This window comes from Marinimicrobium locisalis (genome assembly GCF_039822625.1).
GTDB classification, from domain to species: Bacteria; Pseudomonadota; Gammaproteobacteria; order Pseudomonadales; family Cellvibrionaceae; genus Marinimicrobium; species Marinimicrobium locisalis.
Genome location: NZ_JBDLLG010000003.1, coordinates 147673 through 161565, shown reverse-complemented (window position 1 = coordinate 161565; position 13893 = coordinate 147673). Strand labels below are relative to the sequence as shown.

17 protein-coding genes are annotated in these 13893 nt (G+C 60.7%); 11 read left to right on the top strand and 6 right to left on the bottom strand.

All coding sequences use genetic code 11. The annotated features are described in order from the left end of the window. Positions 1–17: 17 nt before the first annotated feature. Positions 18–242, bottom strand: coding sequence for a DUF2909 domain-containing protein (locus AAE514_RS03695; RefSeq protein ID WP_347330156.1), 225 nt, complete (start codon positions 240–242; stop codon positions 18–20). A 33-nt stretch (positions 243–275) separates the two neighbouring features. Between AAE514_RS03695 and AAE514_RS03690 the strand changes: the two genes are divergently transcribed. The 10 genes from AAE514_RS03690 to AAE514_RS03645 all read left to right on the top strand — a co-directional run bounded on the left by AAE514_RS03690 (position 276) and on the right by AAE514_RS03645 (position 9756). Next, complete coding sequence (locus tag AAE514_RS03690) at positions 276–1034, top strand: SURF1 family protein (protein ID WP_347330155.1); 759 nt, start codon at positions 276–278, stop codon at positions 1032–1034. A gap of 43 nt (positions 1035–1077) precedes the next feature. Continuing rightward, positions 1078–1713: a hypothetical protein gene (locus tag AAE514_RS03685; protein WP_347330154.1), complete on the top strand. Its 636-nt coding sequence runs from the start codon at positions 1078–1080 to the stop codon at positions 1711–1713. Between the two features lie 21 nt (positions 1714–1734). Further along, positions 1735–2772, top strand: a complete 1038-nt coding sequence (locus AAE514_RS03680) for a COX15/CtaA family protein (protein WP_347330153.1) — start codon at positions 1735–1737, stop codon at positions 2770–2772. A gap of 44 nt (positions 2773–2816) precedes the next feature. Further along, on the top strand, positions 2817–3752 hold the full coding sequence (gene cyoE / locus AAE514_RS03675) for a heme o synthase (RefSeq protein ID WP_347330152.1): 936 nt from the start codon (positions 2817–2819) through the stop codon (positions 3750–3752). 6 nt (positions 3753–3758) lie between these two features. Then, complete coding sequence (locus AAE514_RS03670; RefSeq protein ID WP_347330151.1) at positions 3759–4424, top strand: SCO family protein; 666 nt, start codon at positions 3759–3761, stop codon at positions 4422–4424. Positions 4425–4769: 345 nt separating this feature from the next. Beyond that, positions 4770–6089: an L-fucose:H+ symporter permease gene (gene fucP / locus AAE514_RS03665; RefSeq protein WP_347330150.1), complete on the top strand. Its 1320-nt coding sequence runs from the start codon at positions 4770–4772 to the stop codon at positions 6087–6089. Between the two features lie 10 nt (positions 6090–6099). After that, positions 6100–6942, top strand: a complete 843-nt coding sequence (locus AAE514_RS03660; RefSeq protein WP_347330149.1) for an amidohydrolase family protein — start codon at positions 6100–6102, stop codon at positions 6940–6942. Between the two features lie 200 nt (positions 6943–7142). Continuing rightward, positions 7143–8168 carry an aldo/keto reductase gene (locus AAE514_RS03655; RefSeq protein ID WP_347330148.1) on the top strand — a complete coding sequence of 342 codons (1026 nt, stop codon included), beginning with the start codon at positions 7143–7145 and terminating at the stop codon, positions 8166–8168. A gap of 14 nt (positions 8169–8182) precedes the next feature. Further along, positions 8183–8524, top strand: a complete 342-nt coding sequence (locus AAE514_RS03650) for a UxaA family hydrolase (protein WP_347330147.1) — start codon at positions 8183–8185, stop codon at positions 8522–8524. Further along, the gene (locus tag AAE514_RS03645) at positions 8521–9756 is read left to right on the top strand and encodes a UxaA family hydrolase (protein ID WP_347330146.1); all 1236 of its coding nucleotides are present in this window, start codon (positions 8521–8523) and stop codon (positions 9754–9756) included. Before AAE514_RS03650 ends, AAE514_RS03645 begins: the two co-directional genes overlap by 4 nt. A gap of 96 nt (positions 9757–9852) precedes the next feature. On the opposite strand, the gene AAE514_RS03640 is transcribed toward AAE514_RS03645, so the two are convergent. From AAE514_RS03640 to AAE514_RS03625, 4 genes are all read right to left on the bottom strand, one after another. Then, positions 9853–10071, bottom strand: a complete 219-nt coding sequence (locus AAE514_RS03640; RefSeq protein ID WP_347330145.1) for a hypothetical protein — start codon at positions 10069–10071, stop codon at positions 9853–9855. 169 nt (positions 10072–10240) lie between these two features. After that, positions 10241–11026 carry a zinc ABC transporter permease subunit ZnuB gene (znuB, locus tag AAE514_RS03635; protein WP_347330144.1) on the bottom strand — a complete coding sequence of 262 codons (786 nt, stop codon included), beginning with the start codon at positions 11024–11026 and terminating at the stop codon, positions 10241–10243. Further along, positions 11019–11783, bottom strand: a complete 765-nt coding sequence (gene znuC / locus AAE514_RS03630) for a zinc ABC transporter ATP-binding protein ZnuC (RefSeq protein WP_347330143.1) — start codon at positions 11781–11783, stop codon at positions 11019–11021. Before znuC ends, znuB begins: the two co-directional genes overlap by 8 nt. Continuing rightward, positions 11776–12267, bottom strand: a complete 492-nt coding sequence (locus tag AAE514_RS03625; protein WP_347330142.1) for a Fur family transcriptional regulator — start codon at positions 12265–12267, stop codon at positions 11776–11778. The genes znuC and AAE514_RS03625 overlap by 8 nt, the downstream gene beginning before the upstream one ends. A gap of 134 nt (positions 12268–12401) precedes the next feature. Between AAE514_RS03625 and AAE514_RS03620 the strand changes: the two genes are divergently transcribed. Then, positions 12402–13265, top strand: coding sequence for a zinc ABC transporter substrate-binding protein (locus AAE514_RS03620; RefSeq protein ID WP_347330141.1), 864 nt, complete (start codon positions 12402–12404; stop codon positions 13263–13265). 139 nt (positions 13266–13404) lie between these two features. Here the strand turns inward: AAE514_RS03620 and AAE514_RS03615 are convergent, their stop codons facing one another. Continuing rightward, on the bottom strand, positions 13405–13683 hold the full coding sequence (locus tag AAE514_RS03615; RefSeq protein WP_347330140.1) for a hypothetical protein: 279 nt from the start codon (positions 13681–13683) through the stop codon (positions 13405–13407). Between the last annotated feature and the right edge of the window lie 210 nt (positions 13684–13893).

The following is a 13893-nucleotide window of genomic DNA, read 5'->3' as shown; positions in this document are numbered from 1 at the left end:
CGCCGGTGGGCGCGCGCTCACAGGCGCGCGTCCCACGGGGCGGAGCTGGAAAGAATCCCGCTGTAAAAGCCGTAAAAAACGCAAAGCATCATCAATGTTGCCAGCGTGATTCGAATGCCCAGGGCGTAGAGAGTGCGCTTGGACTCCGGAACGCCGGAATCTTTCAGCAGAAAGCGCAGGCCGCTGGTTAGGCTGGCCAGAACGCCCAGGAAAAGAATCAGTATAGTGATTTTCAGCCACATAACGGCTCCAGTTTTGACGCGTTGGATGTAACGGTGAACGCTCATAAAACGTCCGCTCCGAAACAGTTTACCACCGCCTTCCGTCGAAAAGTCACGGTGCTTTGCCTGCTGACCTTTCCTCTTCTGCTGTCCCTGGGTATCTGGCAGCTTCAGCGGGCCGAGGAAAAGCGCGAGCGTCAGGGGGAGCTTGAAGCGGTGCAGAGCCAGCCGCCCGAGATACTCCCCGGGGCTGACTTGGGGCAGCTCTCCGAGCACCGCCGCCTGATCCTTACCGGATACTATTGGCCCGGGCGCAACTGGCTGCTGGACAACCGCCAGCGCCAAGGCAAAGTCGGGTTTGAAGTGGTGACCCCTTTTGAGCTGAGCGATGGCACGGTGCTGTTGGTCAATCGTGGTTGGATACGCGGCGAACGGGATCGCAGCACACTGCCTGACCCAGCGGTGCCCGAGGGGGAAGTCACGCTTTTCGGCGAATGGTGGTCCCCGAGTGACCACCCCCTCCTCGAGGGTGAAGGTGCCAGCGCCGGCTGGCCCAAGGTGATTCTATCCATTGAGCCCGAGCTCATGGCGGAAACGCTCGGTGAGCCCTTGGGCGGGCATTACGTCAAGCTGGATGACGGCAGCCCCGGAGCGCTAATCACGCAGTGGCAGCAATACGAGATTAGCGCGGCCAAACATTTGGGCTACGCCGTACAATGGTTCGCCATGGCGCTGGCGGTGCTGCTGTGGTTCGTATTCACGGCGACGAGCCTCGGGCGCCGGTGGCGCCACAAAGACAACGAAGCAGCCTAAGGCACCACTAGGGACCAACAGGCAAAGCGACAAGAGTATGACTATGAGTGACGCCCCCCGCACCGATGAACGCGAACAACAGCTCCAACGCCGTGGCCGGATTATTGCCACCGCCCTGATGGCGGTGGTGGCGCTGCCCATGTTGATCGCGTACGTGTTTTATCACACCGGCGTCGGCATTCCCGACGGCCAGATCAACAAAGGTGACCTGATCGACCCGCCCCAGCGTTTCTCCCAGTGGGAACCGCGCACCCTCAATGGGGAGCCCTGGCAGGCGGAACCGGAGCAGAAGCGCTGGCGCCTGATTGTGCCGATTCCGAGCGATTGCTCCGGCCACTGTGAGGAAAACCTCTATCTTACTCGCCAGGTTCACGTGCGCCTGGCGGACAAGGCCTATCGGGTCAAACGCCTGATCATGCCGATGGGCGGGGCGATGGAAGAGTCGGTGCGACGCTTCCTTCAGGAGGAGCATCCGGGTACTGAATGGGTTCGACCCGACCGGGCCTCGATGATGGCCTCGCTCAAGCAAACCAATCAGCCCGAGCCCCCCCTGGATAGCGGGCGGTACTACCTGATGGATCAGGAAGGGTTTGTAATGATGAGTTATACGCCCGAGCATTCGGGCAGTGAGTTGCTAAAAGATCTGAAGCGCCTGCTGCGCTATTCTTACGACGACTGACCGGTGCCAGGAGAGACGCCCTTGTCCCCCATTCGATCACAGAAGAAAAACGGTTACCGCTGGGCCCTGTTCGCGACACTATTGTGTATGGGTGTGGTGGTGTTGGGTGCGTTTACCCGGCTGGCCGACGCGGGCTTAGGTTGTCCGGACTGGCCCGGGTGTTATGGCCATCTGACCTGGCCCAAGTCGGCCGAATCGGTGGCGCGCGCCGAAGCGCTTTTTCCCGAAGCGCCGGTGGAGCACGACAAAACCTGGCCCGAGATGGTACACCGATACTTTGCGGGTGCCCTGGGGCTGGTGATTCTCGGGCTCACCGTGGCCATGTGGCGGTTCGCCCAACGTGCGCCCGCGATGCAGTACCCCCGTTGGCACGCCAGTGGGTTATTGGCACTGGTGGTGCTCCAGGCCGCCTTTGGTATGTGGACGGTGACGCTGAAGCTTTGGCCCCAAGTCGTGACCGCCCATCTACTGGGCGGCTTTGCCACGCTGAGCCTGCTTTGGCTACTGACGCTGCGCCTGTACAACCGCCCCTGGACTCTGTCGGGGAACAGTCATCGCCGCTTGATTGGAATGCGGCCGTTGGTGTGGTTGGCGGTGGCGGTCGTGGTGGGGCAGATTGCGCTCGGCGGTTGGACCAGTTCAAACTATGCGGCACTGGCGTGTACGGACTTTCCCACCTGCCACGGCCGGTGGTGGCCGGCAATGGATTTTGCACGCGCCTTTAATTTTGCACAGAGCGTGGGCCCCAATTACTTGGGGGGCTTGCTCGAAGGGGATGCGCGCACCGCCATTCATATGGCTCACCGCATTGGCGCGGTTGTGACTACGTTGGTGTTGTTGTTGCTGATAACGCGGCTGTGGCGTGTAGGCGTTCGGGCCGCACGGCGGTTAGCCGGCTTGATTGGCCTGCTGTTGGTCGTCCAGGTCACGCTGGGTATCAGCAATGTATTGGCCTCACTGCCGCTGTCGGTGGCGGTTGCCCACAATGCAGTCGGTGCGTTACTGTTGCTATCCTTAGTGACTCTGGCTCATCGCAGTTATTCCGCGATCCGAATCTAGTGGCCGGCCCACTAGGGCGATAATAAATCCGAGGTGCCCCTTCCATGGCGAAGACTATAGACAATACCCGAGCGTCGACCGGCCATATTAGCTGGCGGGATTATTACGAGCTGTGCAAGCCCAATGTAGTGATGCTCATGATCCTCACCTCGGTCATCGGCATGTTGCTCGCGGTGCCCGGTATGGTGCCCTTGGATGTCCTGTTGATCGGTAACCTGGGGATCGCACTTTGCGCGGGCTCGGCCGCCACGGTCAATCACCTGGTGGACCGCCACGTCGATCAGAAAATGGCGCGTACCTTCAATCGGCCCATCGCCAAGGGGCGGGTCGAGCCGATGCAGGCAGCGATTTTTGCCTCGGTGATCGGCGCCCTGGGTATGGCGCTGCTTGTGGTGTTTATCAATACCCTGACGGCGGTACTGACGCTGGTGTCCCTGCTGGGTTACGCGGTGGTGTACACCCTTTTCCTTAAGCGAGCCACTCCCCAAAATATTGTGATTGGCGGTATCGCCGGCGCCGCGCCACCGCTACTGGGCTGGACAGCGGTTACCGGGGAAATCCACGGCCACGCCCTGTTGCTGGTACTGATCATCTTCGCCTGGACGCCACCGCACTTCTGGGCCCTGGCGGTGCATAGAAAGGAGGAGTACGCCAAGGCGGACATCCCCATGCTGCCGGTAACCCACGGGGAGCAATACACCAAGCTGCATATATTGTTGTACACCGTCATCCTGGTATTGGTGACCATGCTGCCCTACATTACCGGCATGTTGAACTGGCTCTACCTACTGGGAGCGTTGGTATTGGGCGCGGGGTTTCTGTACTGGTCCCTGGCGCTACTGCTGAGCAAGAACAAGCCCAACGTGGGAATGGATACCTTCAAGTATTCGATTGTCTACCTGATGGCGCTGTTCGTGATTATGCTGCTTGACCACTACTTATTGCCGGTACCCACTCACTACTTAGCGGCTGGGGTGTAAGCGCCGATGGCCCCGGACGTTAATCGCGCTGCCCAAAGACGCGGCATCCGCCGCACGGTAGCCATCCTGGTAACCATTGTGGCCCTGGTTATTGGCTTGCAGGTCTACAAAGTCACGCGCGAGCCACCTCTGGACCGGGAGGCCCTCAGGGAGCAGGGCACGGTGGTCTTTGAACAGCCCCGCCGACTGACAGACTTCGAACTGGTCAATCACCGTGGTGAGCCTTTCACCGATGAGGACCTGGAGGGCGTCTGGACCCTGGCCTTTTTCGGTTTTACCCACTGCCCGGATATCTGCCCGGTCACCATGGCGGAACTGTCCCGCATGATGGGAGAGCTCAGTGCCGAGCGGCTCGCCAATACTCAGGTTCTGCTGGTAACGCTGGATCCCGCCCGCGATACCCCGGAGGTGTTGGCGGAATACGTTCCCCACTTCCATGAGGATTTTGTGGGAGTGACCGGCGAGTTTTTGACCTTGAAACGCTTCGCGAATGAAGCCAACGTCGCCTTTGCCAAGGTCACTCTGGAGGGTGAAGATTACACCATAGACCACGGCGGCCAAGTCGTCCTGTTCAACCCCCGGGGCGACTATCACGCCTTCTTCAAGCCGCCTTTTGATCCAGCGAAAATGGCGGAGCACTATCGGGCGATTACCGAGGCGTTTCCTCACTAACGGATCCCGTTTCGGTGGCCCTCTCGTGCACGTTCCCGGCGCTATCGGCACTGAGGGCCCATCGGCACCGGGACCTCTACCCCTCTCCCCAAGGCGTAGGCTGGGTAAGCGCAGCGCCACCCGGCAACCCCTTCTCTATGTGAACCCTCTAATGTAGACACCCTACAGGTTGGCGGGGAGCCGTGCCCCACGAGGAAATATCCCAAAAATAAAGAACGTTTTCCGTGTCAATTGAACCTGTGGTATACAGAGAGCCATAATAATCCGTTGCTCAGCGTGTTTTCAGCCCGCCGTGCGCCGTTGATCGCTCTCAAGAGCGAGTTCAAAGGAGAGTTCGAAAACCCCATGAATGATAGTGCGCAGGTCCAAACTCCAGCTCGGGCGCAAGCCATGACCGGCTTGGCGCTCTGGCTGCCCCTGTTTCTGATTGTCAGCCTCTTTTTTATGTGGGGCGTGGCCAACAACCTGAACGATATTTTAATCACTCAGTTCAAAAAAGCGTTTGTGCTCAGTGATTTTGCTTCCGGGTGGGTGCAGTCGGCGTTCTACTTCGGCTACTTCGCCCTGGCCATTCCGGCCTCGCTGGCAATGAAGTGTTTTGGCTATAAGGCGGCGGTTATTACCGGGTTGCTGCTCTACGGCTTGGGGGCCGGGCTGTTCTATCCCGCCGCCCAGGCGCAGGAGTATGGGTACTTTTTATTGGCACTGTTTGTGATTGCCAGTGGCTTGGCGTTTTTGGAAACCTCCGCGAACCCGCTGATCGTCGCCATGGGGCACCCGGAGACGGCCGAGCGGCGGCTCAACTTCGCTCAATCCTTCAACTCCCTGGGGACTATCTCAGGGGTATTGATTGGGCGTGAGTTCATTCTCTCCGGTGTGGAGCCCAGCCCAGCAGCTCTGGCGGCCATGACGCAGGCCGAGCGCACGGCGTTTTACACGGCCGAAGTCCAGGCAGTCGCGGCCCCCTACGTGGCGATTGCCGCCGTTGTGCTGCTCTGGGCGTTGGCGGTGTGGTGGGTGCGTTTCCCCACCGTTGTTGGCGGGCAGGAGGACACCGACCACCGTTTTCGCTTACGGGATTTCAAAGCGCTGTTTCGGCGGCGTTACTACCTTTTCGGCGTGGCGGCCCAGTTCTTTTACGTGGGAGCGCAGGTGTGTATCTGGAGCTATATGATTCGTTATGGGCAGGCAGCCCTGCCCGGCGCGGGGGAAAAGACCCTGGCGGATTACCTTGCCGCCTCCCTCGTGGCGTTTATGATCGGCCGCTTCGTCGCCACTGCCTTAATGGGGCGGGTGGCTCCCGCCCGTTTGATGCTGATCTACGCCCTGGCCAACATCGTGCTTTGCGCCGTGGCCATGCTCGCCCCCAGCCGGGTTGGTCTGGTGGCCCTGGCCGGTACCAGCTTTTTTATGTCCTTAATGTTTCCCACTATCTTCGCACTCAGCCTCCGGGGCCTCGGTGCCCTGACCAAAGCCGGTTCCGCTCTGTTGGTGATGGCCATTATTGGCGGGGCGGTTATCACCGCGTTGATGGGGTTGGTGTCAGATCTGACGGCGATTCATTGGGCCGTGGGTGTGCCCCTGGTGTGTTTTTTCGTGGTCGCGGCTTTCGCCCGGCGTACCCTCAGGGAGGGCATGGCGAAGTCGGGGAAGGGTTCGGTATAGAGGGAAGGGTATGAACGAAATCATTGATGCCCACCATCACTGCTGGCAGCTGAGCCGGCCCGAATGTCGTTGGCCCACCCCGGCGCTAGAACCACTCTACCGGGATTTGGGCCCGGCGGACTTCTGGGCGGAGGCCTCGTCCTGTGGCGTCAGTGGTTCCATTTTGGTCCAGTCCCAGCCTCACCTTGACGATACCCAATACCTGTTGACGCTGGCGGAGCGGGATCCGCGTATTCTGGGCGTAGTCGGATGGGTGGACCTCAGTGCATCCAATGCCGTGCAGACCGTGCACGAGCTGGCGGACCACCCCCGTCTCTGCGGTATTCGGCCCATGCTTCAGGACCTGGGTGAGGATGATTGGATTTTGCGCCGTGCGCGTCCCGACGCGCTGGCGGCTCTGGCCGAGCGGAAGCTGGTATTCGATGCCCTGGTGACCCCCCGTCAGTTACCGGTGATCCACGCTCTGGCACGGCACCATCCCACCCTTTCAATTGTGCTTGATCACGGGGGCAAGCCCAATATTGCCCAAGGGGAAATGGAGCAGTGGACGCAACACCTTGCGGCCCTGGCCTCGAAGCCGAATGTGGCATGTAAATTGTCCGGCCTGGCCACTGAAATGATGCCCGCGCAACCGGCGGAGGCAATGAACGATTACATTGACCGTATTTTGACTCTGTTCGGACCCAAACGGGTGCTATGGGGGAGTGATTGGCCCGTGCTGACCTTGAACAGCCATTACGCCGATTGGTTGGCGCGGGCCCGCGAGCGGGTGCGCTTGCGGTGTCCGGAACAGGAAGCAGCGGTGTTTGGGGGCAATGCCCGGGTGGTCTATGGGTTAGCCCCTAAAAGTTAGAGGTTCGAGCTGGTGCCAGTGCGGCATTGCCGAGAAAGCGGTTGACAAACGGTGTGTTTTTAATTTTACTTGTAAGTGGTTTTTTAATTATAAAAACGTCGAGCGCCTCGGCACCCGCTGTTCAGGCCCTCGTTCACCGCTCGCAAGTCGCTTGTTAATCGAAAGACCGAACAATTCCCACACTCAATAGAAGGCCGCTCGTGACATTGCCCCGCTCCCAGCAACGCCGCCCCTTGGGTGACACCCCCCTAGAGCTTCCTCTGCTCGGCTTTGGGTCGGCCCCGTTGGGCAACCTCTATCGGCCTCTCTCCGAGGATCAGGCCCGGGCCACGTTAATCCAGGCCCGCGCCGACGGTATCAGCTACTTCGACACCGCGCCCCACTACGGTTTTGGGCTGAGCGAGCAGCGCTTGGGAGCCGTCTTGGCACGGGAGTCTTGCACGCTTTCCTCCAAGGTGGGGCGGCGGCTTGAGCCGATCGCCTCCGATGGGCGGGCCGAGACCCGGTTTGGCTTCGTTCGGGCTCCGGATCTGACCCCGGTGTTTGACTACAGCTACGAGGGCGTAATGGCCCAGCTTGAAGAGAGCCGCCTACGGCTCGGGCGCCGCCCCGCGATTGTCTACGCCCACGATCTGGGGCCCCTAACCCATGGTGAACGGGACCGCTTTTACTGGGACCAGTTTTGCCAGGGTGGCTATCGCGCTCTTCGGGAGTGTAAACAGCGGGGGCTCATTCACGCCATTGGCCTGGGGGTTAATGAAACCGCCGTGTGTGAGCGCGCCCTGAATGAACTGGATATCGATGTGCTGTTGCTTGCCGGGCGCTACACCCTTCTGGAGCAGGCCGCCCTCGAGCGGCTCTTGCCGGCCTGCCTGGCCAAAGGGGTGCCAGTGGTGATTGGGGGCGCCTTCAATTCGGGGATTCTCGCCAGCGGGGTAGGGGGCTCGGGGCCGTTTCGCTATAACTACGAGTCCGCGCCCGTGAGCATCATTGAGCGGGTGGCCGCCTTGGAGGTGGTGTGCGCGGACTTTGGCGTCCCCCTACCGGCGGCGGCGTTGCAGTTTCCCACGGCCCACCCAGCGGTGGTGTCGGTGATTGCCGGCTGCGCGCATCCAGAGGAAGTCCACCAAGCGAAGGTCTGGATGGACGCCCCCATACCACCGGCCTTCTGGGATGCTCTGAAAGAACAACAACTGTTAGCGGGCGACGCGCCCGTACCGGCTTAGGGAGATCGCACGTCATGAATGACAAAGCCGCCGCGAAAGAGGCGCTGATTCTGCTCCATCCGAGCGACAATGTCCTAGTCGCCACCCGGACTCTGAGGGCGGGCACAAGGGTGGTTGTCGGTGAGCGCCCCCTGGAGCTGCCCCAGCCCTTGGGGGTGGGGCACAAGATGGCCCGCTGGGACATGGCCCAGGGAGAGAAGGTCTTTAAGTACGGGGCGCCCATCGGCTCTCTCTTGGCGCCGGTCGCCGCCGGTGCCTGGGTACACATGCACAACATGACCAGCGATTACCTGGCCAGCCATACGCGGCGCCGTGAAGACCGCCCGCCCCCCTCGTTACAGGAGCCGAAACCGTGAGTGCTATCCCGCAGGCCACCGCTCAGCCCCCCTCCCTCAGGGGTTACCTTCGTGAGGACGGACGAAAGGGCATTCGCAACGTGGTATTGGTCGCCTATCTGGTGGAGTGCGCCCACCATGTCAGCCGGAAGATCGTCCAGCATTTTGACGACCTGGACGTTCACCTGATCGGCTTCCCCGGCTGCTTTCCCAACGATTACGCCAGCGACATGATGAACGCGCTGTGTACCCACCCGAACGTGGGTGGGGTACTGTTGGTCTCGCTCGGCTGTGAAAGTATGGACCGGGACGAGTTGCGTGAACAGATTGCCGCCAGCGGCCGCCCGGTCGACTTGCTGGTGATTCAGGAAAATGGTGGCACTGCCTCCACCGTGGCCAGAGGCATTCAGAGTGTGGGCGCCCTGCGTGAGCAGATGGCACAACAGGTCCCCGTACCCATGGCCATGAATGAGCTGGTGGTGGGCACCATTTGCGGCGGCAGTGACGGCACCAGCGGGATTACCGCCAACCCGGCGGTGGGCCGGTGCTTTGATCGCCTGGTGGCGGAGGGCGCCGCCTGTATGTTTGAAGAGACCGGCGAGCTGATTGGCTGTGAGAACATCATGGCGGAGCGGGCCGCGACTCCCGAGCTCGGGCAACAGATTCAGGACAGCGTCGCCAAGGCCGAGCGCTATTACCGCACCATGGGGTTTGGGAGCTTTGCTCCCGGCAATGCCGATGGCGGCCTGACCACCCTGGAGGAGAAGTCCATGGGGGCTTATTCCAAATCCGGCGCCTCGCCCATCAGCGGCTTGCTCAAGCCCGGCGATTGCCCTCCCGCGGGCGGTCTCTACCTGTTAGATGTGGTTCCCGACGGCGAGCCCAGGTTCGGGTTCCCCAACATTGCCGACAATGCCGAGATCGTTGAGATGATCGCCAGTGGCTGTCATCTGACTTTGTTCACCACTGGACGCGGCTCGGTGGTGGGTTCGGCAATCTCGCCGGTGATTAAAATCTGCGCCAACCCGGAAACCTACGAAAAACTCTACGGGGATATGGATGTAAACGCCGGGCGGATTCTTAACGGCGATGCCAGTCTCGACGAGGTGGGTGAGGAGATTTACCGCCAGGTGCGGGCCGTCGCTTTGGGCGAGCGAAGCTTGTCCGAACAGCTCGGGCACCAGGAGTTCATTCTGACCTACAAATCCTTCGAGCCCATCGGGCCCGGCTGTTTGCCGGTTAGGCGGGTGTAAGCGAGGGCCCAGGACAAGGGAGAGCGGCTAACGAGACGACAACCGGTTCACAGGCTATGGATGGCCAGCACTGGTACAAAAGGGGAGCCGTGCCCGTCAACCATTCGCCATGTGATCCTGCGTCAGCCATTCGAGCACGGCATAGCGGCTCTCAAGCATGTCTCGGTAGACCTTCATGACTTGGGGGTTGGGGCTGGCTTGGGTTTCCAGGCGGCCGAGGCGGTCGGTAAGGAAGGCAATATCCTGGTGTACCTTGGTGGCGATGGCATCGCCTCTGACGGATTCGTTGCCGATTACAACATTTGGGCTGACCATAAGCAGAGTCCTTTTGCGTGCTTGTATAACAACTCTGCCATTATTGCACAAAAATCGGTCAAATGGAGCCGTTTTACCAAAATAATGTTGTCATGGATGACGCGGAAACCACCGGGGAAGGGGTAGGAGCTGGTTGGAAGGTGTAAAGGCGCGCCGGAGGGTGAGCACTTCAGCCGTCGGCACGCTTTAGTAGGGAGAGCACAAATGCCACGGTGGCACACAGTACGATCGAAGGTCCGGCGGGGCTGTCCCAAATAAAAGAGGCTCCCAAACCGCCGGCTACCGAGAGCGCCCCGAGCAGACTCGCTCCCAGCGCCATGGTCTCGGGAGTGTGGGTAAGACGCCGGCTGGTGGCCGCCGGAATAATCAGAAGGGCGGTAATCAGCAAGACCCCCACCACCTTCATGGCGATGGCAATCACCAGGGCCATCAATAGCATTAAGGCGGTGCGCACAGCCGTGACCGGCACGCCCTCCACGTGGGCCAGATCCTCGTGCACGGTTATGGCGAGCAGGGGGCGCCAGAGCAGCAGTAAAAGGGCTGAGACGACCACCGAGATTACCCAGACGGTTACCACATCCGTGGCACTGGCGGAGAGGATGTCGCCAAACAGATACCCCAGCAGGTCGATCCGGCTGTTCGTAAATAGGCTTACCATCACCAGCCCCAAGGCCAGGGTGGAGTGGGACAGAATGCCCAGCAGGGTGTCGGTGGCCAGCAACCGGTTGTGCTGCAGGGCCACCAAAACCAGGGCTAGCAGCAGACACCCCACGGCCACGGCCAGGTTGAGGTTGACGTTCAGCAATAGTCCGAAGGTCACACCCATCAGGGCGGAGTGGGCCAGGGTGTCACCGAAATAGGCCATCCGGCGCCAGACCACCAGAGCGCCCAGGGGGCCGGCCACCAGGGCCACTCCCAGGCCGGAGAGTAGGGCGTAGAGTAAAAAATCAGGCATGGTTGTGCGCGTTGTCCGTGTCCAGTTCGACAATGTTGCCGTGGTCGTCGTGTTTGTGGTCGTGGTGATGAGTGTACGGCGCGACAAGGGGTTTGGCCCGTTCTCCGAAAAGCGCGTGGTAGGCTGGGTCGGAGGTGACCTGGTCGGGGTGGCCGTGACAGCAGACGTGCTGGTTTAAACAGATTACCGTATCGGTGGTAGCCATCACCAAGTGTAAGTCATGGGAGACCAGCAGCACCCCGCATTCCCGTTGGCGCCGAATATCATTGATGAGTTGGTACAGGGCCTCCTGGCCGGTGACATCGACCCCCTGGACCGGTTCGTCCAGCACCAATAGGTTAGGATCCCGCAGTAGGGCCCGGGCGAGCAGTACCCGCTGGGTTTCGCCCCCGGACAAGTGGCTCATGGTGGCGCTCAGAAGGTCTTCGATACCCGCCAGGGCCACCACTTCCCCCAGGGGCAGGCGGGGACGGCCTCCCAGTGTGAGGAAGCGTTTGACCGTCAGCGGCAGGCTGGGATCGATATGGAGTTTCTGGGGCATGTAGCCAATACGCAGCCCCGGGCGGCGCTCGAGCCCCCCTTCGTCCGGGCGAATGAGCCCGAGCACGCAGCGCACCAACGTGGTCTTGCCAGCGCCGTTGGGGCCAATCAAGGTAACGATCTTGCCCTGCTCCAGGGTCAGGTCGGCACCGTGGAGAATCGTGCGCCCGCCTCGGCGCACGGCAATATCTCGGGCGCTAAGTAGAGCTTCAGGCATCGGCCTGGCTCCGGCAGTCGGGACACAGTCCGGTGACTTCCAGAGAGTGGCTCTCAAGCCTAAATCCGGCCTCCCGGGCGTTGTCCATAATGGTCTCGTTCAACTGCGTGCTCTCGATTTCCACCGCCACGCCGCAAGCCCGGCAGAGCAAAAAGTGGCTCGGGTGCCGGTGTTCGGGGCTGTGGCAGCCGACGTAGGCGTTCAGACCGTTAATGCGGTGAATCAGACCCTGCTCCAGCAAAAAGTCCAGCGCCCGGTACACCGTGGGGGGTGCGACGCGGCGAGTGGAGGCCTTGGCCAGTTGGTCCATCAATTGGTAGGCTCCCAACGGCTTGTGGCTCTGCCATACCAGCTCCAGCACCTGTTCGCGCAGCGGCGTCAACCGGGCACCGCGTTCATTACATAGCGTGCGGGCCGAGTCCAGTGCACCGCGTACACACAGGCGGTGGTTATGGTGTCGGAACGCCAGGGGGGTGTGAGTCATAGCATGGCCTCGGCTCGGGCTTTTCTCTCAACGATGTTACACTATAACCCTTTCTATCTTCAGGTGCGAGTTCCCCTATGCGTCCTAGCGTTGTTTGCCGACCTCCCTTGGTGCGGATTGGTTTGTGGTTATTAATGAGTGGGCTGAGTGTGTTTGCCAGCGTGGCTCGGGCTGAGGTTGACGTGGTCACCAGCATCAAGCCGCTGGCGTTAATCGCCCGCGCCGTGGTGGGTGAAAGCGGCCGGGTCAGCCATCTGCTGCCCCCCAACGCCTCACCCCACGATTATCCCCTTAAGGTTTCCGACATGCAGCGTTTGACCGACGCCGACCTTGTGGTTTGGGTTGGGGAGAACCTGGAAACCTTTCTGCGCCGCCCCTTAAATCCGCTCAAGGCCGAGAAGCGCCTGACGCTCTCCACGCTGGAGGGAATTCACTGGCCGGAGCAGGACGAGCACGACCACGACCATGGGGACCATCACCACGGCCCTCGGGACCCACACCTGTGGCTAAACCCGAACAACGGGGCCGTTGTGGCGCGGGCACTGGCCGAACGCCTGGCGGCTCTGGACCCGGCCGGAGCGCAGGGCTACCGCGATCGGGCGGGTGCCTTGGAACAGACGCTCTCGGAGTTGGATCGAGCCCTGGAGACCCGTTTGGCACCGGTACGAGATGTGCCATTCGCGGTGTATCACGCCGGTTATCAGCATTTTGTTGACCGTTACCGGCTTAATCAGCGTGCGGCCGTGACGCTTTCTCCCGAACGCCGTCCGGGCGCGCGCCACCTATATGAACTGCGCGAGCGCCTGCGTAACGCCGCTTGCTTGTTTACGGAACCTTATTACGACATGGGCTCGGCGCGCCGTCTGGCGGATGAGCTGAAGCTACGCCTGGGGGAGTTGGACTTGCTGGGCGCGCGCGAGGCCATCACGAGCTATCCACAGTTGCTGGAACGCTTGGGAGAAGATATAGCGCTCTGCCTGGAGAGCGAGCAGGCCTGAGAGTAGAACAAAAAAATCCCCGCCGAGCGTTAGCCGGGCGGGGAGATAAGCGAGGAGAGTTAGTCAATCAATGGTCAGTCGGGCGAACGCCCGGCTCACCGGTATACAAAAGGCCCGCCGCTGCGGGCCAAGCGAGGGGTTAATTGTTTGCCTGCAACTGGCGGCTGAGCTTCTCGTTCAACCGTTCGTTCAGTTTCGCTTCCAGTTCTTCATTCAACGCCTGAGAGCGTTGCTCCAGGTCGTCATTCGTTACGATATCGCGCTGTTCTTGCGCTTTTTCCGGAAGCTCCCACTGCAGCGCCACGCCCGCTTCGGCGGTCGCGATGGCCATGCTCGGTTGGGCGCTGGTGGCAACACCGTCAGCCGCCACGTTGGCGGCGAATAATACAGATGCGATGATCAAGCCAAGTGTCTTCATGGTTTCGCCCTCCATGGGTTTCCCCAGTGGGAGGCTGCTCGCCTTGGTGTCGAACAGCCCCGTGAGTGTGATGTAGAGTGCGGTGCTCTCTATGTGTTACCTATAGTAACACAGTCGTTACTATAGTCCAGTGGTATTTCATGTCGATGATAGAAAAGTGAGGTTTTTGTTAAGTAATTCGCATACTTAGGCGAAACAGTGGAAGTAAAG

Excerpts from the sequence above, each read along its gene's own strand:
- znuB (WP_347330144.1), bottom strand. The coding sequence starts at position 11,026 with ATGCCTGATTTTTTACTCTACGCCCTACTCTCCGGCCTGGGAGTGGCC.
- AAE514_RS03650 (WP_347330147.1), top strand. The coding sequence starts at position 8,183 with ATGAATGACAAAGCCGCCGCGAAAGAGGCGCTGATTCTGCTCCATCCG.
- cyoE (WP_347330152.1), top strand. The coding sequence starts at position 2,817 with ATGGCGAAGACTATAGACAATACCCGAGCGTCGACCGGCCATATTAGC.
- AAE514_RS03660 (WP_347330149.1), top strand. The coding sequence starts at position 6,100 with ATGAACGAAATCATTGATGCCCACCATCACTGCTGGCAGCTGAGCCGG.
- AAE514_RS03670 (WP_347330151.1), top strand. The coding sequence starts at position 3,759 with ATGGCCCCGGACGTTAATCGCGCTGCCCAAAGACGCGGCATCCGCCGC.
- AAE514_RS03640 (WP_347330145.1), bottom strand. The coding sequence starts at position 10,071 with ATGGTCAGCCCAAATGTTGTAATCGGCAACGAATCCGTCAGAGGCGAT.
- fucP (WP_347330150.1), top strand. The coding sequence starts at position 4,770 with ATGAATGATAGTGCGCAGGTCCAAACTCCAGCTCGGGCGCAAGCCATG.
- AAE514_RS03685 (WP_347330154.1), top strand. The coding sequence starts at position 1,078 with ATGAGTGACGCCCCCCGCACCGATGAACGCGAACAACAGCTCCAACGC.
- AAE514_RS03695 (WP_347330156.1), bottom strand. The coding sequence starts at position 242 with ATGTGGCTGAAAATCACTATACTGATTCTTTTCCTGGGCGTTCTGGCC.
- znuC (WP_347330143.1), bottom strand. The coding sequence starts at position 11,783 with ATGCCTGAAGCTCTACTTAGCGCCCGAGATATTGCCGTGCGCCGAGGC.
- AAE514_RS03620 (WP_347330141.1), top strand. The coding sequence starts at position 12,402 with ATGAGTGGGCTGAGTGTGTTTGCCAGCGTGGCTCGGGCTGAGGTTGAC.
- AAE514_RS03625 (WP_347330142.1), bottom strand. The coding sequence starts at position 12,267 with ATGACTCACACCCCCCTGGCGTTCCGACACCATAACCACCGCCTGTGT.
- AAE514_RS03615 (WP_347330140.1), bottom strand. The coding sequence starts at position 13,683 with ATGAAGACACTTGGCTTGATCATCGCATCTGTATTATTCGCCGCCAAC.